The organism is Kineococcus mangrovi (assembly GCF_041320705.1).
Classification (GTDB): Bacteria; Actinomycetota; Actinomycetes; order Actinomycetales; family Kineococcaceae; genus Kineococcus; species Kineococcus mangrovi.
Map to the genome: position 1 here is coordinate 144,904 of NZ_JBGGTQ010000009.1, position 20,762 is coordinate 165,665.

Consider the following 20,762-nt stretch of genomic DNA (forward strand, 5'->3'; position numbering starts at 1 on the left):
GTCCCGCGCTCGTCGGTGGCGGACTCGATCCGGCGCGCGGTGCGGGCCGGGGAGTGGGACGACCACCCCGCCTACGCCGGTGTCGCCGGTACCGACGACGCGCAGTTCGACGACTGGGTCGACCGGCTCGCCGCCGACGCCCGGGAGGGCACCCCGCGACCGGAGGGTTTCGTCCCCTCCACCAACCTGTGGTGGGTGGAGGGGGCGGAGTACCTGGGCCGCGTGCAGGTGCGGCACCGCCTGACCCCGCGGCTGCGCGACCTCGGCGGTCACGTGGGCTACTGGATCGTCCCCGCCGCGCGGCGTCGTGGGCACGCCACGCGGATGCTCGCAGCCGCGCTGCCCGTCGCGAACGCGCTGGGGCTGGAGTGCGTCCTCGTCACGTGCGACGACGACAACGTGGCCTCGCGGAAGGTGATCGAGGCGAACGGCGGGTTGTTCCAGGAGCGTCGTGGGGTGAAGCTGAGGTTCTGGGTCCCGACGGGCTGATCGGCGTCCCCCGTCAGCCGCCGAGCCCTCCCGCCCACGCCTCGCTCGTCGTCGTGACCGGCCGGCCCGTGCGGACGGCCTCGTCGACCGCCAGCCCCAGCAGGTGGTCCTGCGCGGCCTCGGCCAGCGGGTACGGTCCGGGGCCCTCGCCCCGGGCCCAGGCCCCGGCGCGCTGCAGCAGGAGCGTCAGGGCGATCTCCTCGTCCGACAGCCGCGAGCCCGTGAAGGGGTTGCGGAACACCACTCGCCCCTCGAACGCGATCTGGTCCAGGTCCAGACCCTGCACGTCCTGCCGGTGCCCGGTCTGGCGCCGTTCCAGCGACGAGGTCAGGACGGTCGTGGCGTCGGCCAGGCGCACCACGCGGTCGTCGACGAGTTCGCCCAGGCTGCCGCGGACGACCAGCCGGCGGGCCCGCAGGGGGTTCCGGGTCTGCGTCTGCGTGAAGTCGTACAGCGCGCTGCGACCGTCGCCGACGTCGAACGTCGCCACGGTGGTCGTCAACGGGTGCGGCTGCGCGTCGCCCGTCCAGCCCGGGCGGGCGATCGGGTCGGCCAGGGGAGCGGTGGTGGCGCTCGCGACCACGCGCACCGGTTCCGCCCCGAGGCCGAGGAAACCGCGGATCATCGAGGTCGCGTGGTAGGTCTGCGTCGAGGACACCTGCACCGACGTCGGTCCGCCCACGGCTCCGTCCCGCACGACCCGCAACCGCGCGGCGTTGTGGGGGAACAGCAGGTACTGCTCGGCGACCTGGACGCGGCCGCTCGCACCGACCACGTCCCACAGCGCGCGCAGCCCGTCCAGGTCCGGCGCGGGGGGCGTCTCGGTGAGGACGTGAGCGCCGCGCCCCACGAGGTCGGTCACGGTCGCCGCTGCCTGCGCCGCGGGCACCACGACGAGGACGAGTTCCGGGGACGTGGCCAGCAGCCCGGCCGGGTCGTCGGCGACGCGCAGCCCGCGACCGGCCACCACCGCCTCCGCCGAGGCGCGGGAGCGCCCCAGGACGCCCGTGACCTGGAGCAGGTGGGGGACCCGGGCCACGAGGTCCAGGAACAGACCGGCCCGGTAGCCCGTGCCGACGACACCGAGGCGGAGGGGTTCGCGGCGGGGTTCTGCGTCCACGTCCGCGACCGTAGACCGCCCGCCCCGGCGCCGGGTAGGGGCGGCCGCGCCGGAACTGGCCTGGCGACTTCCGGCAGGGGTGGTTGGCTGGGCGCATGCGCATCTTCTTCACGGGCGGCAGCGGCAAGGCCGGCCACCACGTCGCGCCGTACCTGGCCTCCCAGGGGCACCACGTGACGAACGCCGACCTCACCCCGCTGGGCCACCCCGACGTCACCGACCTGCGCGTCGACCTCACCGACGCGGGGCAGGTGTACTCGGCGTTGGCGGGGATGCCGACGATGGCCGACCTCGACGGCCCCGGCGGCAGCGCGGGTGGTTCGTCCTACGACGCCGTCGTCCACTTCGCCGCCATCCCCACCATCCTGCGCGCCCCGGACGCGACGACGTTCGCGACGAACGTCCTCGCGCACTACAACGTGCTGGAGGCCGCGACGCGGCTCGGCGTCCGCAAGGTCGTCTTCGCCTCCTCGGAGACCACGTACGGCGTCTGCTTCGCCCAGGGCGAGCGCAAACCCCTGTACGTGCCCGTCGACGAGGAGCACCCGGTCGTCCCCGAGGACTCCTACGCGATGTCGAAGGTGGCGGGGGAGGTCGTCTCCCGGTCGTTCCAGGCCCGGACCGGCGCGGACGTCTACGGCTTCCGGATCAACAACGTCATCGAGCCGGACGAGTACGCCGAGAAGTTCCCGCCGTTCTTGACCGACCCCGCGCTGCGCCGTCGCAACGTCTTCGCCTACATCGACACCCGCGACCTGGGTCAGGCGACGCTCAAGGCGCTGCAGACGGACGGCCTGGGTTTCGAGGTGTTCAACGTCGCCAACGCGGACATGTCGGTCGCCGCGACCACGCAGGAGGTCATCGAGGAGTTCTACGGGGGCGTCGAGGTGCGGCGGGAGATGGGGCGCGACGAGACGTTCTACAGCATCGAGAAGGCCCGCCGACTGCTCGGGTACGAGCCGCAGCACTCCTGGCGGGACGTGCTGGAGGACCCCCGCAGGCAGGGGTGAGCCGGCTCCTGCGGGCGACGGGGGGACGGGGTGAGGGACCCGCGGGTGCTCGGGGCGCTGCTCGTGCTCCTCGTCGTCGTCCTGGTGCTGGTGGGGCAGTGGCTCGTCGGTGAGCTGTGGCCGATGACGGCGGAGTCGTACTGACCTGCGGGGTGGCACCGGAGCGGGTGGCAGCAGAGCGGGCGGAACCTCAGGGGACCTCCGCACCCTCCCCGTCGGTCACGACGACCCGCACCCCCGCCGCGTGGAACGGGGCGAGGGCGGAGGGCTCGGCGGCGGCGTCCGTCACGAGCGTCCAGCCGGCCGGCATCGGCGCCCACGCGTGGAACGGGCGGCGGGAGAGCTTCACCGCGTGGGCCAGGACGTGCACGCGGTCGGCCCGGCGCGCCATGAGTTCCTTCAGGCGGGTCTGCTGCTGGTCGGCCTCGCAGATCCCGTCCTCGGCGCTCACGCCGTCCGCCCCGAGGAACACCGCGTCGGCGGTCACGCGTTCGAGGGCGGCCTCGGTGAGCGGGCCCACGAAACCCTGGCTGAGGTGGCGCAGGGAACCCCCGAGGGAGACGACCTCGACGTCGTCGGCGTCCGCGAGCTCGTCGAGGACGGTCAGGCCCGTCGTGACGACGGTGAGCGGCGCGCGGCGCCGGAGTTCGTGGGCGAGCGCTCCGACGGTCGTCCCCGCGTCCAGCATCACCGTCTCGCCCGGCCGGACCTGGCGCGCGGCCCAGCGGGCGATGCCGCGCTTGGCCTCGAACGCCTCGCCGGTGCGCTGCCGCAGCGACTGCTCGGGGTGCGCGACCGAGGGGGCGGCGCCGCCGTAGGTGCGGGTGATGAGGCCCTGGTCGCGCAACCGCGCCAGGTCGCGACGGATGGTGGACGCCGTGACGCCCAGCCGTGCCGACAGCTCCTCCACGCTCGCGATCCCGGAGGTGCTGGCCAGGTGCAGGATCTCGCGACGGCGCGCGTCGGTCCCCGAGGCGGTGGCGGGCTCGCTCACGCCGGTCTCACGACCCCGACGAGGCGGGTGCGCCCGCCAGCTCCGTGGCCTGCCGCAACGCCTCGACCATGCTGCCGACCTCCACCCGTCCCGTCCCCGCGATGTCGAACGCCGTGCCGTGGTCGACCGACGTGCGGATGACGGGCAATCCCACCGTGATGTTGACCCCCGCCTCGATCCCGAGCACCTTCACCGGGCCGTGGCCCTGGTCGTGGTACATCGCGACGATGAGATCGTAGTCACCGCGGCCGCCGAGGAAGAACGCCGTGTCGGCCGGCAACGGACCGACGGCGTCCACGCCCGCGGCGCGCGCCGCCTCGATGCCGGGGGTGACCTTCTCGGCCTCCTCGCCGTACCCGAACAGCCCGTTCTCCCCGGCGTGCGGGTTGATGGCGCAGACCCCGACGTGCGGGTTCGGGTTCCCCGCCCGCCGCAGCGCCTCCGCCCCGCGGCGGATCGTGCGTTCCACGAGTCCGGGTTCGATGCGCGCGATCGCGTCGATGAGCCCGATGTGGGTCGTGACGTGGATGACCTTGATGCGCGGGGTCGTCAGCATCATCGACACCTCCTGCACGCCGCAGAAGTGGGCGAGGAGTTCGGTGTGCCCGGGGTAGAGGTGGCCGGCGGCGTGCAGGGCGGCCTTGTTGAGGGGGGCGGTGCAGATGGCCTGGACGTCCCCGGCCATCGCGAGTTCGCAGGCGATCCGCACGTACTCGTGCGCCGCGTGCCCGGCCGCGGCGGACAGTTCCCCCCACGGCAGGTCCGCCGGCAGCAGACCCGGGTCGATCACGTTGACCCGGCCCGGTGCGAACTCGGCGGCGGCCACGTCCGGCACGACCACCACGTCCGCCTGGACGCCCAGGGCCCGCGCGGCCCGCCGCAACCGCTCGGCGTCCCCGACGACGACGGGGCGTCCGTCCCGGTAGGCGGCCGGGTCGAGGAGGGCGCCGACGGTGACCTCGGGGCCGACCCCGGCGCCGTCGCCCATCGTGACGGCGATCGCGGGACGGGTGTCCCCACGGGTGCCCGCGGGAGCGGCCGAGGTGGCGTCGGTGACGGTCGAGGGGGTCACGGGATCTCCTGGGGTGCGCGGACGGGGACACCGCTGCGCAGAGCGCGCAGCAGCCGGACGAGGTCGGTGAGCGTCGGGTCCTGCCCGAAGCTGCCGGGTTTGGTGGCGACCAGGCGGCCGTCGTCGGCGAGGCTGACGACGACGCCGTGGTCGGGCTGGGTGACCGGTCGCAGCCACCGCACGCCGAGGTGGTCCAGGACGGCGCGCGCGGTCTGCCCGCCGGTGAGGACGAGGTCGGCGGTGGCGTGGGTCCGCCCGACCCGGCGCGCGAGGTCGGCGACCGCCTCCCCGGGGCCCGCACCGCTCGCGTCGACCGTCAGCAGGTGGGTGTGCTCGTCGACGACGGCGGCTGCGCGCAGGTGCGCGGTCTGCGCGACGGCAGCGGCCGATCCGCTGCCCACGGCGAGGACGACCGGCCGGTGGCCGGCGGCGGGGACGGGTGCGGGGGCGCGCCGGGACGGGGCGGGGGTCGTGTCGGCGACGGCGGCGACGAGGGCCGCGCTGCCGACGAGGGCCACGCGGCGACCGCGGGAGACGGCCCCGGCGGCGGCGGCCGCCGCGGCGCGCAGGTCGCTGCCGGTCTCCCCGTCGAGCACGCAGAGCTCCTGGCCCTGGAGGGTCCAGCCGGTGCGCAGGGCGTGGAGGGGGACGGCGGTGACGTGCCCGTCCAGCAGGTCCGCCACGGTCCGGGGCGCCGGACGCGGTTCGAGGGCCCACAGCGCGGTGTCCGCCAGCGGGACGTCGTGGACGAAGGGGGCACCGTCCCGGACCGACCGGCCCAGGGACGGCAGCGCTCCCGCCAGGACGACCTGGAAACCGTTGTCCCGCAGCCCCTCGACCGTGGCGGCGACGTTCCCCCGCCAGAGGGAGTCGAGCTTGACGACGACGAGGGCGGGACCGTCCGGGTCCGCCGTGGCCGCGCGGACGGCGCTCCGGGCCGACGGGGGCGCGCTCGCCCGGTGGTCGGTGTCCACGACGGTGGTGCCGTCCCCGCTGGGCGCGGCGGGCGCGCCGTCGGGACCGGCGAGGACGACGCGGCAGTCCCGGCCCCGGGCGAGCAGGGCACCGGCGACCTCCGCCGCGCCCGAGAGGTCGTCGGCCAGGACGTGCTGGAGGGCGGCGCGCGTCGGCGCGCGGGGGGTGGGTGGTGCGGTCACGGGTCACCTCCTGGTGGCTCTCGCGGTGGGTCTCGCGGCGGCTCTCACGGCGACGTCGCCTGGCCCGGCGGGACCACGGTCCCACAGGTTGCGTGTTTCGCGCCAGACCGTTGCGCGTTCCGAGCAGGAGTGGCACAGTGCTCGTCGGACGACGCCGTCCGGACGACCCGGCACCGGCGCCCGCGAGACCGACCAGCACCCGCGCAGCACCGCGAGCAGCACCCGATCAGCAGCCGATCAGGACGAGCCCACCGGTCCCGTCCCGCCGAGATGAGGGGTCACCGATGACCGCCGCGACACCCCGACCACCCGATCGCTCCGCCCAGCTCACCCGCCGCACGCTGCTCGCCGGCGGTGCGGGCCTCGGCGTGGCCGGTCTCGGTGCGCTCACGGGCTGCGCCGGCCCCACCGGGGCTCCCGGCCCCGACACGCTGACCCTCGCGCTCAACCGGTCCCTCGTGAGCCTGGACAACAAGCTGAACCAGTTCGACGCGGCCGTCACGGTGCAGCGCGCGGTGCGCCAGGCGCTGACCGAGATCGGCACGGACGTGAAACCCGCGCTCGTCCTCGCGGAGAGCTTCGAGCTGACCGAACCCACGCGCTGGACCGTCCGGCTGCGCCCCGAGGCGTGCTACTCCGACGGTTCACCGGTCACCGTCGAGGACGTCGCCACGGCGCTGCAGAGCTACGCCGACACCGGTGCCAGCTTCGTCGCGAGCTTCTTCCCCGAGATGCCCACCGTCAGCAAGCTCGACGACCGCACGTTCACCCTCGACACCGAGCGCCCGCTGCCGATGCTGGACGCGCTGATGAGCAACATCCTCATCACCCCGGCCGCGGCCAACCGCCCCGAGGAACTGCAGGACGGGCTCGGTTCGGGCCCCTACGTCATGACCTCGCACGACCGGGGGACCGGCACCTACCGGCTGACGCGGAACGAGAGGTACTGGGGGACCCCGGCGACGACCCGGACGGTCGACGTGCGGTTCTCCCCCGAGGAGTCCAGCCGGGTCATCGCCATCCGCAGCGGTGAGGTCGACGTCATCGACTCCATCACCCCCGACTCGGCCCAGCAGCTCGAAGGCCTGCCCGGGATCCACCTGAGCCAGGTGCCGAGCCTGCGGCTGAACCAGATCTTCTACAACTTCCGCAAACCCCCGGGTCACCCGCTGGCCGACCCGCGCGGCCGGCAGGCCCTCAGCATGGCGATCGACGGGAAGTCCCTCGTCGAGGAGGTCCTCGCGGGCACGGCCGTCCAGGCCGAGGGCGTCGTCACCTCCAACCAGGACGGGTACGTCAAGACCGGGGAGTACGTCTACGACCCCGGAGCCGCCCGGAAGATCCTGGCCTCGATGGGGGCGCAGGACCTCGAGGTCACCATCGTGTGGGAGTCCGGGGAGTTCCCCGGCGACACGTTCGTCATGGAGGCCCTCGTCGACATGTTCGGCGACATCGGTGTCCGCGCCCGGCTGCGGGAGTTCCAGCCCGGCGGGGACATCATGTCCTGGCGGCAGGGTCGCGCCGGCGACTGGGACCTGCTCGGCAACGGCTTCCCCGGACCCACCGGGCAGGCGATCGTCATGCTGCAGGGGATGTACGCGGGAACGGCCGAGAAGGAGCAGACCCGCGACACCTACCAGGGATACGTCGTCCCCGCCGTCACCGACCTCATCGCCGCGGCGTCCTCCGAGACCGACCCCGTGCGACGGCGCGAACTCACCGCCCAGGCGCAGCAGGCCGTCTGGGACACCTGGCCCTGCGCCTGGCAGTTCAACCCCAAGGCGATCCTCGCGCGCCGGGACCGGGTCCACGGGATCGACCTGTCGCCCGCGAACAACTACCGCCTGTCCGCCGTCGAGCTGAAGGGCTGAGGCCGTGGTCGCGTACGTCCTGAAGCGAGTGGGCCAGGGCCTGCTCACCGTCTTCCTCACGGTCTCGACCGTGTTCGTCCTCATCCGCCTCGCCCCGGGCGACCCCGCCCGCGCGTTCGCCGGCCCGCTGGCCACGACCGAGCAGCTGCAGCAGGTGCGGGACCGGTTCGGCCTGGAGGACCCGCTCGCCTCGCAGTACCTGACGTTCCTGTCGCAGCTGCTGCACGGGAACCTGGGGGAGTCCTACAGCTTCCAGGCCCCCGCGCTGAGCGTCGTCGCGGACCGCGTGCCCTACACACTCACCCTGGCGTGCACGGCCATCGTCGTCGCCGCCGTCGTCTCGATCCCGCTCGGCGTGTGGATGTCGCGCCGTCGCGACAGCCGCTCCGAGCTGGCCGCGAACGTCGCGACCATCGCCGGGCAGTCCATGCCGGACTTCTGGATCGGCGTCCTGCTCCTCAGCGTCTTCGCGGTGGCCCTGCCGGTGCTGCCGGCGTCGGGGTTCGCGACGTGGAGCGGCCTGCTCCTGCCCGCCGTGACCATCGCGATCCTGCAGGTCGCCCTGCTGTCCCGGCTCGTGCGGCGCGAGATGGTGCAGAACCTCGCGGCGCCGTACTTCGTGGTCGCCCGCTCGCGCGGTTTCTCCGACCACGTCCTCACGTGGCGCTACGCGATGGGGAACTCCGCGATCCCCGTCTTCACGGCCCTCGGCACCCGGTTCGCCGCCATGCTCAACGGCGTCGTCGTCGTCGAGGTCGTGTTCGCCTGGCCCGGCGTCGGTTCGCTGGTCGTGCGCGCCCTGGAGACCCGCGACTACCCGCTGATCCAGGCCACCGTCCTCGTGACGTCCGTCCTGGCCATCGGCGTCCAGCTGCTCGTGGACCTCCTCTACCCCCTGCTCGACCCACGTGTGCGTCTCGGGAAGGCGAGTGCAGCATGAGCACGCAGACCACCAGCCGGCCCAGCGCCGTCACGGCGGCCCACCTCGCCCGCGCGGCGACGACGCGGCAGGCCCGCGCGAACCGCACCAAGACGGTCGCCGGCCTCGTCTGCGCGCTGATCGTCGTCGTCCCCATCCTGGTGGCGAACCTGCTGCCGCTGCCGGACCCGAACGCCCAGGACCTCGGCGACCGGCTGCTGCCGCCGCTGAGCGCCGGCCACCTGCTCGGCACCGACCAGCTGGGCCGCGACCTGCTGTCCCGCGTCCTGCACGGGGGGCAGGTCTCCCTCGCGGTCGGCGTCCTGGCGGTCGTCGTCTCCGGGGCCATCGGCCTCGCGCTCGGCTCGGCGGCCGGGTTCTACGGGCGCTGGGTCGACGTCGTGGTCTCCCGGTTGCTGGAGGCGCAGATGTCGCTGCCGCTGCTGATGATGCTGCTGCTCGTCGTGGCGCTGTTCGGGCAGTCGATCCTCGTCATCACCCTCGTCATCGCCGTCGCGCAGTGGCCCGAGGTGGCACGCCTGACCCGCTCCCTGGTGCTCGTGGAACGGGAGAAGCCGTACGTCGCGGCCGCCCGCACCCTGGGGTTGCGGCGGGTGGGGATCCTCGTGCGCCACGTGGTCCCGAACGTCCTGCCGCAGACCCTGCTCGTCGTCCTGCTGCTGCTGGCGCAGGCCGTGCTGCTGGAGAGCGCGCTGAGCTTCCTCGGCGCGGGCCCGCAACGCCCCTTCGCCACCTGGGGCCGCATCGTCTCCGACGGGCAGGACTACATCGGCACCGCCTGGTGGCTCGTCACCGCCCCCGGCGTGGCCATCGTGCTGCTCGTCGTCGGGGTGAACCTGCTGGGGGACGCGCTGCGCGACGGGGCGGCGACGTCCTGGCGCCGCCGCGTCCGTGGACTGCTGGACCGAGGGAGGACCGCGTGAAGACGCTCGACCGCACCGGACCGCAGGTGCGCGACGCCGCCCGCGAGCGGCAGGGCCCCGACGCCCCGCCGCTGCTGGAGGTGCGCGACCTGCAGGTCGAACTCATGACCGCCCGCGGGATCGTCCGCGCCGTCGACGGGGTCTCGTTCTCCGTCGACCGCGGTGAGACGGTGACGCTCATCGGGGAGTCGGGGTCGGGCAAGTCGACGACCGCGATGGGGGTCCTGGGGCTGCTGCCCGACGACCTCGCCGTCCTGTCCGGGGCGGTCGTGCTCGACGGCGTCGACGTGCTGCGCGAACCCCGCGCGATGGCCGCCGCCCGCGGCCGCACCGTGGCGCTCGTCCCGCAGGACCCCATGACGGCGCTCAGCCCGGTGCACAGCATCGGCAGCCAGTTGTGCGAGGCCGTCCGGCACGCCGGCGCCGCGAGCGGGGCGACGGCCGTGAAGGCCCGCGCCGAACGCCTGCTGGAGCAGGTCCACATCCCCGACCCGCCGGCGCAGCTGCGCAAGTTCCCGCACCAGTTGTCCGGCGGGATGCTGCAACGCGTGCTCATCGCGATGGCACTGGCGAGCGAACCGCAGCTCATCGTCGCCGACGAGCCCACCTCGGCCCTCGACGTCACCGTCCAGGCCGGTGTCCTGGACCTGCTGCTGGAACTGCAGGAGCAGCGGGGCGTGGCGCTGCTCGTCATCACCCACGACCTGGGGGTCGCCCGGCTCGTGTCCGACCGCCTGCACGTCATGCGCGGCGGGGTGTTCGTGGAGTCCGGTGAGGTGGAGGCCGTCGTCGGGAACCCGCGCGAGGAGTACACGCGCGAGCTGCTCGCCGCCGTCCCCGCGCTGGGGGTCTGGGACGAGGACCCGGGGTTCACCCCGGCAGGAGGACGCTCGTGAACGGCACCGGCACACCCGTCCTGGAGGTCGAGGGCCTCGTCGTCGAGTACGGCGCGGGGGCCGGGGCGTTCCGCGCCGTCGACGGCGTCTCGTTCCGCGTCCCGCGCGGGTCGACCGTCGCCGTCGTGGGGGAGTCCGGCTGCGGGAAGTCCACGGTCGCCAAGGCCGTCATGCGGCTGCTCGAACCCACGGCGGGCCGGGTCCTGCTCGACGGGACCGACATCACCCACCTGCCCGACCGCCGGTTGCGTCCGTTGCGCCACCGCTGGCAGATGGTGTTCCAGGACCCCTACGGCTCCCTCGACCCGCACCTGACGGCCGCGGAGATCGTCGGTGAGGCGCTGCGGCAGCGGGGAACCCCGAAGGACCGCCGGGACGCCCGCGTCCGGGAGCTGTTCGACCGGGTGGGTCTGCCGGCCAGCGGCCTGGACCGCCGGCCCGCGGAGTTCTCCGGCGGTCAGCGCCAGCGCATCGGCATCGCCCGCGCCCTGGCGTCGGAACCCGAGCTGCTCCTGTGCGACGAGGCCACGAGCGCGCTCGACGTCTCCGTGCAGGCGCAGGTGCTCGACCTGCTGCGCGAGGTGCAGCGCGACAGCGGCATCAGCTGCCTGTTCATCTCCCACAACCTCGGTGTCGTGCAGGGCATCAGCGACGAGGTGGTCGTCATGCGCCGGGGCCGGGTCGTCGAGACCGGGCCCACCACCCGGGTCCTCACGAGCCCGGCGGAGGACTACACGCGCCGGTTGCGCCGCGCCGCGCTCGACCCGGCCGCCATGGTCGGCCGCAAACCCCGCCACGTCGTCCGCGGCGTGCTCACCACCACCGGAGGGACCGCCGCATGACCACCACGGGGAACGGGGGCGCGCGCCCCGTGCTCGGCACCATGACGTTCGCCGACACCGTCGACGAGGGTGCGGCGAAGGAGATGCTCGACGTGGCCCTCACCCACGGGGTGAGCGCGATCGACACCGCCAACGCCTACGCCGGCGGAGCGACCGAGGAACTCCTGGGGACCCTGCTCGCCGGCCGGCGCGACGAGGTCGAACTCGCCTCCAAGGTCGGGATGCCGCACCCGGACGCCGGGCAGGACGCCCCGCTCTCGCCCGCCGCCGTCCGGCGCTGCGTCGAGGCGAGCCTGCGCCGGTTGCGCACCGACCGGCTCGACCTGCTCTACCTGCACCAGCCCGACCGCTCCACCCCCGTCGAGGACACGCTGACGGCGGTCGCGGAACTCGTCGCCGAGGGCAAGGTGCGTCGCCTCGGCGTCTCGAACTACGCCGCCTGGCAGATCGCCGACGTCGAGACGGCCGCCGACCGCGTCGGTGCCCCCCGGCCGGTCGTGGCTCAGCAGCTCTACAACCTGCTGGCCCGCCGCATCGAGGAGGAGTACGTCGAGTTCGCCGCCGTCCACCAGCTCGCGACGATGGTCTACAACCCCCTCGGCGGCGGGTTGCTGACGGGCCGGCACCGCTTCGCCGAACGCCCCTCGGAGGGGCGGTTCGGGTCGTCCCGGCTCGCGGGGACGTACACGCAGCGGTACTGGGACGAGCAGTTGTTCGACGGCGTCGAGCGGTTGCGCGTCGTGGCCGAGGGGGCGGGGCTGCCGATGGCCGAGCTCGCGCTGCGCTGGACGGCCCACCGCGACGTCGTGGACCAGTTGCTGCTCGGGGGGTCGCGCGCCGAGCAGCTGCGGCAGAACCTGCGGGCGCTGGCCGAGGGCCCGCTGCCCGCCGACGTCCTCGCGGCCTGCGACGAGGTGGGGACCGCGTTGCGCGGACCGGCCCCGGCCTACAACCGTTGACCCCCCGACCCACGACCACCCGAGGAGCCCCACCCGTGCAGGCAGCAGATCGACCAGACCCCGCCGACTTCGCCCGGCGCGTGCGCGCCCGCGACCTCGTCGTCGGGTACTGGATCACCCTCGACGCCCCGTTCGCGACCGAGCGCGTCGCGCGACTGGGTTACGACTACGTCGCGGTCGACGCCCAGCACGGCCTGCTCGGGCACAGCGGCGTCCTGCACGGGATGCTCGCCGTCGACTGCGGCGGGTCGGCCGGGGTCGTGCGCGTCGCGGCGAACGACCCGACCGCCATCGGCCACGCCCTCGACGCCGGTGCGCGGGCCGTCGTCGTGCCCCTGGTGAACACCGCGGCCGAGGCCGCCGCGGCGGTCCGGTCCGCGAAGTACCCCCCGCACGGCGTCCGTTCCTACGGACCCATGCGGTCGGGGTTGCGCGTGGGTCCCGTCCCCGTGCAGGCCGACGAGCAGACGGCGGTGCTGGCGATGATCGAGACGTCCGACGGCCTGGCGAACGTCGAGGAGATCGCCGCGACCCCCGGCCTCGACGGGCTGTACGTCGGACCCTCGGACCTCTCGATCGGTCTCGGCGGTGCGTTCCCCGGCGATCCCGCCGTGCAGGAGGAGTTCGACGCGGCCCTCGCGCGGGTCCTGGCCGCCACCGCCGCGGCGGGCATCGCGGCGGGCATCCACACCCCGCACGGGGACGTGGCCCGCCAGCGCATCGAGGCGGGGTGGACCTTCGTCACCGTCGCCTCCGACGTCGTGCACCTGGAGCACGCCGCGCGGACGCACCTCTCGACCGCGAGGGGGCAGGCGTGAGCGTCCGGGAGTTCCTGTTGCCCGTCGTCGAGGACCCGTCGGTGACCACGCTCACCGGTGAGGGGGGTGTCGTCTCCGGGTTCCTGCCCGCCCCGACCGTGCAGTGCCACGCGGCGAACCTGTCCGTGCTCCCCGGCGGGGACCTGGCCTGCGTCTGGTTCGGCGGGACGCAGGAGGGCGTGGCGGACATCGACGTGTGGATGTCCGTCCTCGCCCCGTCCGCCGTCGAGTGGGCCGAACCGGTCCGGTTGTCCTCGGACCCGGAGCGCTCGGAGCAGAACCCGGTCCTGTGGACCACGCCGGCGGGTGAGGTGTGGTTGCTGCACACCGCGCAGAGCGCCGGGAACCAGGACACCGCCGAGGTGCGCCGCCGCGTGTCCACGGACGGTGGTCGGACGTTCGGGCCGACGCGGACGTTCGTCCCCGCGTCCGCGGCGGGTGGGGTGTTCGTGCGGCAACCACCCGTCGTGACCCCGGCCGGGCGCTGGCTGCTGCCGGTGTTCCGCTGCCCCGTCGCGCCGGGGGCCCGCTGGCGCGGGGACGAGGACGACAGCGTCGTGCTCGCCTCCGACGACGAGGGCCGCACCTGGCGCGAGGTCGTCGTCCCCGCCAGCACGGGGATGGTCCACATGAACGTGCTGGTCCGTCCCGACTCCTCGCTCGTGGCGTTCTACCGCAGCCGCTGGGCCGACGCGGTCCACCGGTCCGTCTCCACCGACGGTGGTGCGAGCTGGTCGGCGCCGGAACCCACCCCGCTGCCGAACAACAACTCCTCCGTCCAGGTGTCCGGCGACCCGGCCGGTGGCCTCGTCGTCGCCTTCAACCGCATCCGCGCCACCGAGGACACCCCGCGCCGGGAATCCCTCTACGACGAGATCGGGGACGAGGGGATCGTCGACCAGGTCGTGTCCCCGGTCGCGACGGCGGACGGGCCCCGCGCGGTGTGGGGAACCCCGCGGGCGCCCATGACGCTGGCCCGCTCGAGCGACGGCGGTCTCACCTGGGACCGCTCCCTGGACCTGGAAGGCGGGGACGGGAACTGCCTGACGAACGACTCCCGGGCCGGGGCGAACCACGAACTGTCCTACCCGAGCGTCCTCGTCGTCGGTGACACCGTCCACGTCGCCTACACCTGGCACCGCCGGGCGATCCGGTACGCGCGACTGCCGCTGGCCCTGCTGGCGGCGGGGTGAGCCCCCTCGCCGTCGTCACCGGCTGCAGCTCGGGCATCGGACGAGCCGTCACCGAGCACCTGCTCGGGCGGGGTTTCCGGGTGCGGGGGTTGTCCCGCACCGCACCCGACCTCGCCGGGGTCGACTGGGTGGCGGCCGACCTCGCCGACGCCGAGCAGGTCGTGGCGGGCGTCGCGGACCTCGGCAGCGTCGACGCGGTCGTGCACTGCGCGGGGTTCCAGCGCACGAACCCCCTGGGGTCGTTGCGCGCCGGGGACCTGCGGGCCATGTTCGACGTCCACGTCGCCGCGGCCGCCCTGCTCGTCGACGCCCTCGCCGACCGGGTCGCCGACGGCGGGCGCGTCGTCCTGCTCGGCAGCCGGACGATGGTCGGGGTCGCGGGCAAGTCCCAGTACGCCGCGACGAAGGCCGCGCTGACGGGGCTGTCCCGCAGCTGGGCCCAGGAACTCGCCCCCCGCCGGATCACGGTGAACGTGGTGGCCCCCGGCCCCACCGAGACGGCCATGACGCACGACCCCGGCCGCGCGAGCACGCCCGTGCGGGTCCCACCGCTGGGTGCCCTCGTCGACCCCGCCGACGTCGCCGAGCTCGTGGGGTTCCTGCTCGGGCCGGCGGGCAGGTCGGTGACGGGGCAGGCGGTCGTCGTGTGCGGGGGCGCGTCCCTGTGAACCGCGTCCGTCGCCTCCTCAGCCGCCGGTGACGTCGCGCAGGGCCCGGCAGGTGCCGCGGTAGGTGGCCACGAGGTCGGCGTCCTCGCCCCGCTCGCGGCGAGCGGCCCAGTCGTCCAGGGCGGCGCGCAGCCCGGCGCCCAGGACCTCGGCCAGGACGCGGGTGCGCAGGTCGACCGTCGCCGCCCCGGTCGCGGCCGCCACGCGGGCGAAGAAGGCGGCGGTCTGCTCGGCGTCCAGGCGCAGGAGCGCCCCGCGCAGGCCGGCGTCCTCGATGACGAGGCACCGCACCCGCAGCATCCGCTCGATCGCGCCCGCTGCCGCCGACAGCGTCGTCAGGACGTCCGCGATGCAGTCCTCGAGGTCGCTCAGGGACGCCGGGGAGCCGACGCGCTCTTCCAGCCGCTCGGTCAGCGCGGCGTCGAAGGCCCGGTTGGCGCCGAGGGCCGCGTCCTCCTTCGTCGCGAAGTACCGGAAGAAGGTGCGCGGCGAGACGCCCGCGGCGGCGGCGATGTCGTCGACCGTCGTCCGTTCGGACCCGTGGCGCGCGAACAGGTCGAGGGCGACCTGCTCGATCTCGGCCCGCGTGGCGAGGCGGCGGCGCTCGCGCAGGTCCGGGTGGGGCGTCGGGGTCGTCACGGCAAGGAGGATAGCGAGTGTCGAGTTGGCAGTGACTGCCATTAAGGTGGTGACTGTCACCACACCGAGGAGCCCTCACCCATGTCCACGAACGAGGACGCGACCCTGCCGCCGGTCGAGTCCGCACCACCCGCACCACCCGCAGCCGCCGCGGAGCGCGACCGCCTCGCCCCCGGTGACGCCACCGTCATCGGGCTCCTGCTCGTCTCCGCCTTCGTCGTCATCCTCAACGAGACGATCATGGGGGTGGCCCTGCCGCGCCTCATGGCCGACCTGGGGATCACCGCCGCCACCGGTCAGTGGCTGACGACCGGGTTCATGCTCACCATGGCCGTCGTCATCCCCGCCACCGGTTTCGTCATGGAGCGGTTCCGGTTGCGTCAGGTGTTCGTCGCCGCCATGGGGTTGTTCAGCCTCGGCACCGCCATCGCCGCCGTCGCGCCCGGGTTCGGCGTCCTGCTCCTCGGGCGCATCGTCCAGGCCGGCGGCACCGCCGTCATGATGCCGCTGCTCATGACGACCGCCCTGACGCTGGTCCCGGCGGCCAGCCGCGGCCGGACCATGGGGCTGATCTCCGTCGTCATCTCCGTCGCCCCCGCCATCGGCCCGACGATCTCTGGGGTCATCCTGAACTCCCTGTCGTGGCGGTGGATGTTCATCATCGTCCTGCCCATCGCGCTGATCGCGCTCGGTGCGGGGGCCTGGAAGGTCCGCGACGTGACCACCCCGCGCCCGGCACGGCTGGACGTCCTCTCGCTCGCCCTGTCCGCCGTCGGTTTCGGCGGGCTGATCTACGGGTTGTCGAGCATCGGGGAGTCGGCGACCGGGGACGCGCCCGTCGCGCCGTGGGTCCCCGTCCTCGTCGGTGTCGCGGCCCTGGTGACGTTCGTCGTCCGCCAGCTCCGCCTGGCCCGGACGGGCCGACCGCTCATGGACCTGCGGGTGTTCGCGAACCGCTCGTTCACCGTCTCGACGGTCGTGCTCGTCACGAGCTTCATGGGCCTGTTCGGCACCCTCATCGTGCTGCCGATCTTCCTGCAGACCGTGCTGCAGCTCGGGGCGCTCGAGACGGGTCTGCTGCTGCTGCCCGGCGGGGCGGTCATGGGGATCCTCTCGCCCGTCGTGGGCCGGTTGTTCGACCGCTACGGTCCCCGGCCGCTCGTGGTCCCGGGCGCGGTGCTCGTCAGCGGGGCCCTGTGGCTGCTGACGACGCTGCACCCGGGAACGCCCGCGGGGGTGGTCGTCGTCGTGCACACGGTGCTCAGCACCGGGCTGGCGTTCATGTTCACCCCCCTGTTCACCTCGGCGCTGGGGTCCCTGCGCGCCGAGCTGTACCCGCACGGGTCGGCCACCGTCGGGACGGTGCAGCAGCTCGCCGGCGCGGCCGGGACGGCGCTGTTCGTCACCGTCCTGTCGACCCGCTCGGCCGACAGCCTCGCCGCCGGCGCCGACCAGCTGCACGCCGTCGCCGACGGCGTGCAGGGCGCGTTCGTCTGGGGCGGGGTCATCTCGCTCGTGGCGCTGGGGGTATCGCTGCTCGTGCGGCGCCCGCCCGTCGTCCCCGGCCCGCGGACGCCCGCGCACTGACGGGCCCCGGCACGACGGCCGGTCCCCGCGCGGGGACCGGCCGTCGCGCCGTCCGGGTGCGTGCGCGGAACGCCCGCCCGAGGATCGGTCCGTGACCGAACCCCTCCTGACCCCGGACGGTCGGTACCTCGTCGTCCGCGGACGGCTGTGGCGACGCTCGGACCCGGGTCTGCCGCAGGACCGGCGGCAGGAACTCGTCGAGGAGCTGATGGCCGCCCGGCGCGCCAAGCGGGACGCCGGCGACGACGCGGGGCGCGAGGCGGCGCGGGCGCGGGTCGACGCGGCCAAGCACGCGCTGGGGGAGCGGGGACCGGTCTGGTGGGACGACGGCGCCCCGGACCTGACCCGGCACCTGGCCCGGACGACGGAGTACGCGGACTGGTTCGCGCGGCAGCCGGGGTGAGCCCGCGCGGCCGCAGCGCCCGGGGGGCCCCGCCCGCGGACGCCCGGCCTCAGCCGAGGTCGACGGCGACCGTGCGGCCCTGCCGGGCCGACGTCTCCGCGGCGTCGGCCAGGAGCAGGGCCGCCCGGCCGTCCTCGAACCCCGGGACCCCGGGGGCCAGGTCCCCGCGGACGGCCGCGACGAACGCGGCCAGTTCCCGTTCGTACGCGTCGCGGTAGCGCTCCAGGAAGAACGGCCGGTACGGCTCGCCGGCCGAACTCGCGGTCGCGGTGGAGGAGCGGACGAGGGTCGGGGTGACGTTGCCGACCTCGAGCATCCCGCCGTCGCCGAACGCCTCGAGGCGCTGGTCGTAGCCGTAGGCGCTGTGGCGGGAGTTCGTGATGGTGACCGACTCCCCGCCCGCGCCGACGAGCGTCGTGACCGCGGCGTCGAAGTCGCCCGCGGCGGCGGTGTCCGCGTCGAACTGCCGCAGGCCGACCGCCGTGACCGACACGACGTCCGGGACGAAGGAGCGGGCCGTGTCGAAGTCGTGGATCGCCATGTCGCGGAAGATCCCGCCCGAGACCCGCACGTAGTCCGCGGGCGGTGCCTGCGGGTCGCGGCTGGTGATGGCGAGGTGTTCCAGGCGCCCGATCTCCCCGGCCCGCACCCGGCGGCGCAGTTCGGCGAAGTGCGGGTCGAAACGGCGGTTGAACCCCAGGACGACCGGTGTCGACGCGGTGCGGGCGCGCTCGCGGACGGCGTCGACACGGGTGATGTCCAGGTCGATCGGCTTCTCGCACAGGACGGCCTTGCCGGCTGCCAGCGCCGCGGCGAGCAGGTCCACGTGCGTCGGCGTCGGGGAGGCGATGACGACCGCGTCGACGTCGTCCGCCGCGACGGCCTCCAGCGCGTCGGCCGTCGCCCGGCCGCCGAACCGCGCCACCGTCCGCTGCGCCCCGGCCACGACCGCGTCGGCCGCGACGGTGAGGACCGCGTCGGGGCTGCGGTGGATCGAGGCCGCGTGGACCTGGCCGATGCGGCCGGTGCCGATGAGCGCGAAGCGGACGGGCTGGGACATCGCTGTCCTCTCGGGGAGGTGGGTGGTGGACCGGTCCAAAGCGTAGGGACCGGTCACCGCCGGGGTCAACGCGACCGCCACCGGCCCGACCCACGGGAGGGCGGGGAGGGCTCAGAGCAGGCGGCGCGCGGCAGCCCAGCGGGTCAGCTCGTTGCGGTTGGACAGCTGCAGCTTGCGCAGCACCGCCGAGACGTGGGTCTCGACGGTCTTCACCGAGATGAACAGCTCCTTCGCGACCTCCTTGTAGGCGTAGCCGCGGGCGATGAGGCGCATGACCTCCCGCTCGCGCGCCGACAGGCGGTCCAGCTCGTCGTCGGCCGCGGCGACCTCACCGGCCCCCGCGCCGAAGGCGTCGAGGACGAAACCGGCCAGGCGGGGGGAGAACACGGCGTCCCCGTCGGCCACCCGGCGCACGGCCGCGGCCAGGTCGTCCCCGCTGATCGTCTTCGTCACGTACCCGCGCGCGCCGCGGCGGATGACCGCGATGACGTCGTCGGCGGCGTCGGAGACCGACAGGGCCAGGAACCGCACGGGCGGACCGGCCGCGAGGAGGTCCGCGCACTGCGCGAGCACCTGCGCCCCGCCCGACCCCGCGCCGGGAGCGGGGTTCTCGTCCGGCCCGGCGGGCAGGTGGACGTCCAGGAGCACCACGTCGGGGCGCAACCGGCCGACGGCCGCGACCGCCCCGGCGACGTCGGCGGCCTCGCCGACCACCTCGAGGTCCTCGGCGCTGGACAGCTCGGCCCGCACCCCGGTGCGCACCATCCGGTGGTCGTCGACGACGAGGACCCTGATCACGACGAAACCGCCTCCCGCTCGCTCACGTGCCGCCGCCCGGGAGCCGCAGGGCCACCTCGGTGCCCCCGTCGGCGGGACGGCGGATGGTCGCCGACCCGCCGGCGCGCTGCATCCGGCCGACGATCGACTCCCGCACGCCGAGGCGGTCCTCGGGGATCGCGTCGAGGTCGAACCCGGCGCCGCGGTCGCGGACGAACACTTCGACACCGCCGCCGACCGGTTCGGCGTACAGCGACACCGTCCCACCCGCGTGCCGGCCGGCGTTGAGCAGGGCCTCGCGGGCCGCCTGGGCCAGCGCCGTCGTCCCGCGGTCCAGCGGCGCGGTGTCCAGGTCCCCGACGAGGACGACCTCGACGACCGCGCCGGACACGTCCTCGACCTCGGTGGCCGCGGCCCTCAGCGCCGCCCCCAGGGTTCCCGCCGACGTCCCGTGGTCGCCGTACAGCCACTGCCGCAGTTCGCGCTCCTGGCGCCGGGCCAGCCGCGCGACCTCCCCGGGGTCGGCGGACCGCTTCTGGATGAGCGCGAGCGTCTGCAGCACCGAGTCGTGCACGTGGGCCGCGAACTCGGCGCGCTGCTGCTCGCGCGCGCGGGCCGCGCGCTCGGCGCCGAGGTCCTGCCACAGCCGGACCACCCACGGGGCCGCGACGAGCGCGATCCCGCCCATGACGACGATCCCGGCGACGGCCGAGCGCCAGAACTGCCCGACGTCGCCGACGACCACGGGGAACAGGACCGCCCCGAGCACGACGAGCGAGGCGCCGGCCACGACCCGCACGACGGCGCCGCGGCCGTCCCCGGCCTCCTCGAGCAGCCGGCGCCGCCGGGTCGCGTCGAGCTGGCTCCACGCCAGCACGATCCCCGTGCCGCCCACCAGGACCGGGACGACGAACCGGGCGGAGCCGTCGACGAGGTTCAGCGCCGGGACGAGGCCGAGCCCCACGACGACGGCCACCCCCACGAGGGTGTTGCGGTGCGCGAGGACCCAGCCGGCGGGGTCCGGGCGCCGGTCGGCGGGCAGTTCGCGCTGCCGGTCGTCGAGCACCAGCAGCCACAGCACGACGTACAGGACGGCGCCGAAACCCCCGAGGAACGCCGAGGCGGCGAACACCGTGCGCACCTTCGCCGGCGGCACCCCGGTGTGCTCGGCGATCCCGGCGGCCACCCCCGCGACCCGGCGGTGGGAGGTGCTGCGCACCAGCGGGGGGCGGGCCGCACCGGGCCCACCCACCGGCCCGTCCGCGCGGTCCGTCGTCGCCGTCAGCACCCGCCGATCGTGACACGCGCCCGCGCCCCGCAGGTCCCCCGAGGCCGGGGTTCAGG

21 protein-coding genes are annotated in these 20,762 nt (G+C 74.7%); 13 read left to right on the forward strand and 8 right to left on the reverse strand.

The window, feature by feature from the left end:
• Nucleotides 1-39: 39 nt before the first annotated feature.
• Nucleotides 40-489, forward strand: coding sequence for a GNAT family N-acetyltransferase (locus tag AB2L28_RS17910; protein WP_370720416.1), 450 nt, complete (start codon nt 40-42; stop codon nt 487-489).
• Between the two features lie 13 nt (nt 490-502).
• Here the strand turns inward: AB2L28_RS17910 and AB2L28_RS17915 are convergent, their stop codons facing one another.
• Nucleotides 503-1,609: a Gfo/Idh/MocA family oxidoreductase gene (locus AB2L28_RS17915; protein ID WP_370720347.1), complete on the reverse strand. Its 1,107-nt coding sequence runs from the start codon at nt 1,607-1,609 to the stop codon at nt 503-505.
• Nucleotides 1,610-1,704: 95 nt separating this feature from the next.
• Between AB2L28_RS17915 and AB2L28_RS17920 the strand changes: the two genes are divergently transcribed.
• A complete protein-coding gene (locus AB2L28_RS17920) occupies nt 1,705-2,619 on the forward strand; it encodes an NAD-dependent epimerase/dehydratase family protein (RefSeq protein WP_370720348.1) in 915 nt (304 codons plus the stop codon).
• 190 nt (nt 2,620-2,809) lie between these two features.
• Here the strand turns inward: AB2L28_RS17920 and AB2L28_RS17925 are convergent, their stop codons facing one another.
• From AB2L28_RS17925 to AB2L28_RS17935, 3 genes are read right to left on the reverse strand one after another with little or no spacing between them, the layout of a single operon-like run.
• Nucleotides 2,810-3,613 carry a DeoR/GlpR family DNA-binding transcription regulator gene (locus tag AB2L28_RS17925; protein WP_370720349.1) on the reverse strand — a complete coding sequence of 268 codons (804 nt, stop codon included), beginning with the start codon at nt 3,611-3,613 and terminating at the stop codon, nt 2,810-2,812.
• Between the two features lie 7 nt (nt 3,614-3,620).
• Entirely contained in the window at nt 3,621-4,685 is a 1,065-nt protein-coding gene (gene pdxA, locus AB2L28_RS17930; RefSeq protein ID WP_370720350.1) for a 4-hydroxythreonine-4-phosphate dehydrogenase PdxA, read from the reverse strand.
• Nucleotides 4,682-5,842, reverse strand: coding sequence for a four-carbon acid sugar kinase family protein (locus tag AB2L28_RS17935; RefSeq protein ID WP_370720351.1), 1,161 nt, complete (start codon nt 5,840-5,842; stop codon nt 4,682-4,684). Before AB2L28_RS17935 ends, pdxA begins: the two co-directional genes overlap by 4 nt.
• A 284-nt stretch (nt 5,843-6,126) precedes the next feature.
• On the opposite strand from AB2L28_RS17935, the gene AB2L28_RS17940 reads away from it, so the two are divergent.
• The 9 genes from AB2L28_RS17940 (at nt 6,127) to AB2L28_RS17980 (ending at nt 14,952) form a co-directional block, all read left to right on the forward strand.
• A complete protein-coding gene (locus AB2L28_RS17940; RefSeq protein ID WP_370720352.1) occupies nt 6,127-7,713 on the forward strand; it encodes an ABC transporter substrate-binding protein in 1,587 nt (528 codons plus the stop codon).
• Nucleotides 7,714-7,717: 4 nt separating this feature from the next.
• Nucleotides 7,718-8,653, forward strand: a complete 936-nt coding sequence (locus AB2L28_RS17945; RefSeq protein WP_370720353.1) for an ABC transporter permease — start codon at nt 7,718-7,720, stop codon at nt 8,651-8,653.
• Nucleotides 8,650-9,576, forward strand: coding sequence for an ABC transporter permease (locus AB2L28_RS17950; RefSeq protein ID WP_370720354.1), 927 nt, complete (start codon nt 8,650-8,652; stop codon nt 9,574-9,576). The genes AB2L28_RS17945 and AB2L28_RS17950 overlap by 4 nt, the downstream gene beginning before the upstream one ends.
• Before the next feature lie 104 nt (nt 9,577-9,680).
• Complete coding sequence (locus AB2L28_RS17955; RefSeq protein WP_370720417.1) at nt 9,681-10,472, forward strand: ABC transporter ATP-binding protein; 792 nt, start codon at nt 9,681-9,683, stop codon at nt 10,470-10,472.
• A complete protein-coding gene (locus AB2L28_RS17960; protein WP_370720355.1) occupies nt 10,469-11,314 on the forward strand; it encodes an ATP-binding cassette domain-containing protein in 846 nt (281 codons plus the stop codon). The genes AB2L28_RS17955 and AB2L28_RS17960 overlap by 4 nt, the downstream gene beginning before the upstream one ends.
• Nucleotides 11,311-12,273, forward strand: a complete 963-nt coding sequence (locus tag AB2L28_RS17965; RefSeq protein ID WP_370720356.1) for an aldo/keto reductase — start codon at nt 11,311-11,313, stop codon at nt 12,271-12,273. Before AB2L28_RS17960 ends, AB2L28_RS17965 begins: the two co-directional genes overlap by 4 nt.
• 35 nt (nt 12,274-12,308) lie before the next feature.
• Nucleotides 12,309-13,091, forward strand: coding sequence for an HpcH/HpaI aldolase family protein (locus AB2L28_RS17970; protein WP_370720357.1), 783 nt, complete (start codon nt 12,309-12,311; stop codon nt 13,089-13,091).
• Nucleotides 13,088-14,284 carry a sialidase family protein gene (locus tag AB2L28_RS17975; RefSeq protein WP_370720358.1) on the forward strand — a complete coding sequence of 399 codons (1,197 nt, stop codon included), beginning with the start codon at nt 13,088-13,090 and terminating at the stop codon, nt 14,282-14,284. Before AB2L28_RS17970 ends, AB2L28_RS17975 begins: the two co-directional genes overlap by 4 nt.
• Nucleotides 14,281-14,952 (forward strand): SDR family NAD(P)-dependent oxidoreductase, encoded by a 672-nt coding sequence (locus AB2L28_RS17980; protein ID WP_370720359.1) that lies wholly within the window; start codon nt 14,281-14,283, stop codon nt 14,950-14,952. The genes AB2L28_RS17975 and AB2L28_RS17980 overlap by 4 nt, the downstream gene beginning before the upstream one ends.
• 18 nt (nt 14,953-14,970) lie before the next feature.
• Here the strand turns inward: AB2L28_RS17980 and AB2L28_RS17985 are convergent, their stop codons facing one another.
• The gene (locus AB2L28_RS17985; protein ID WP_370720360.1) at nt 14,971-15,591 is read right to left on the reverse strand and encodes a TetR/AcrR family transcriptional regulator; all 621 of its coding nucleotides are present in this window, start codon (nt 15,589-15,591) and stop codon (nt 14,971-14,973) included.
• An 81-nt stretch (nt 15,592-15,672) separates the two neighbouring features.
• Between AB2L28_RS17985 and AB2L28_RS17990 the strand changes: the two genes are divergently transcribed.
• Both AB2L28_RS17990 and AB2L28_RS17995 read left to right on the forward strand, forming a co-directional pair.
• On the forward strand, nt 15,673-17,178 hold the full coding sequence (locus AB2L28_RS17990) for an MDR family MFS transporter (RefSeq protein ID WP_370720361.1): 1,506 nt from the start codon (nt 15,673-15,675) through the stop codon (nt 17,176-17,178).
• A gap of 91 nt (nt 17,179-17,269) precedes the next feature.
• Nucleotides 17,270-17,581 carry a hypothetical protein gene (locus AB2L28_RS17995; protein ID WP_370720362.1) on the forward strand — a complete coding sequence of 104 codons (312 nt, stop codon included), beginning with the start codon at nt 17,270-17,272 and terminating at the stop codon, nt 17,579-17,581.
• 49 nt (nt 17,582-17,630) lie between these two features.
• On the opposite strand, the gene AB2L28_RS18000 is transcribed toward AB2L28_RS17995, so the two are convergent.
• The 3 genes from AB2L28_RS18000 to AB2L28_RS18010 form a co-directional block, all read right to left on the reverse strand.
• Entirely contained in the window at nt 17,631-18,641 is a 1,011-nt protein-coding gene (locus AB2L28_RS18000) for a Gfo/Idh/MocA family oxidoreductase (protein ID WP_370720363.1), read from the reverse strand.
• A 111-nt stretch (nt 18,642-18,752) separates the two neighbouring features.
• Nucleotides 18,753-19,439, reverse strand: coding sequence for a LuxR C-terminal-related transcriptional regulator (locus AB2L28_RS18005; protein WP_370720364.1), 687 nt, complete (start codon nt 19,437-19,439; stop codon nt 18,753-18,755).
• A 22-nt stretch (nt 19,440-19,461) separates the two neighbouring features.
• The gene (locus tag AB2L28_RS18010; protein ID WP_370720365.1) at nt 19,462-20,706 is read right to left on the reverse strand and encodes an ATP-binding protein; all 1,245 of its coding nucleotides are present in this window, start codon (nt 20,704-20,706) and stop codon (nt 19,462-19,464) included.
• Nucleotides 20,707-20,762 lie beyond the last annotated feature (56 nt).

Excerpts from the sequence above, each read along its gene's own strand:
- AB2L28_RS17920 (WP_370720348.1), top strand. The coding sequence starts at position 1,705 with ATGCGCATCTTCTTCACGGGCGGCAGCGGCAAGGCCGGCCACCACGTC.
- AB2L28_RS17940 (WP_370720352.1), top strand. The coding sequence starts at position 6,127 with ATGACCGCCGCGACACCCCGACCACCCGATCGCTCCGCCCAGCTCACC.
- AB2L28_RS17950 (WP_370720354.1), top strand. The coding sequence starts at position 8,650 with ATGAGCACGCAGACCACCAGCCGGCCCAGCGCCGTCACGGCGGCCCAC.
- AB2L28_RS17955 (WP_370720417.1), top strand. The coding sequence starts at position 9,681 with ATGACCGCCCGCGGGATCGTCCGCGCCGTCGACGGGGTCTCGTTCTCC.
- AB2L28_RS17965 (WP_370720356.1), top strand. The coding sequence starts at position 11,311 with ATGACCACCACGGGGAACGGGGGCGCGCGCCCCGTGCTCGGCACCATG.
- AB2L28_RS17990 (WP_370720361.1), top strand. The coding sequence starts at position 15,673 with ATGTCCACGAACGAGGACGCGACCCTGCCGCCGGTCGAGTCCGCACCA.
- AB2L28_RS18000 (WP_370720363.1), bottom strand. The coding sequence starts at position 18,641 with ATGTCCCAGCCCGTCCGCTTCGCGCTCATCGGCACCGGCCGCATCGGC.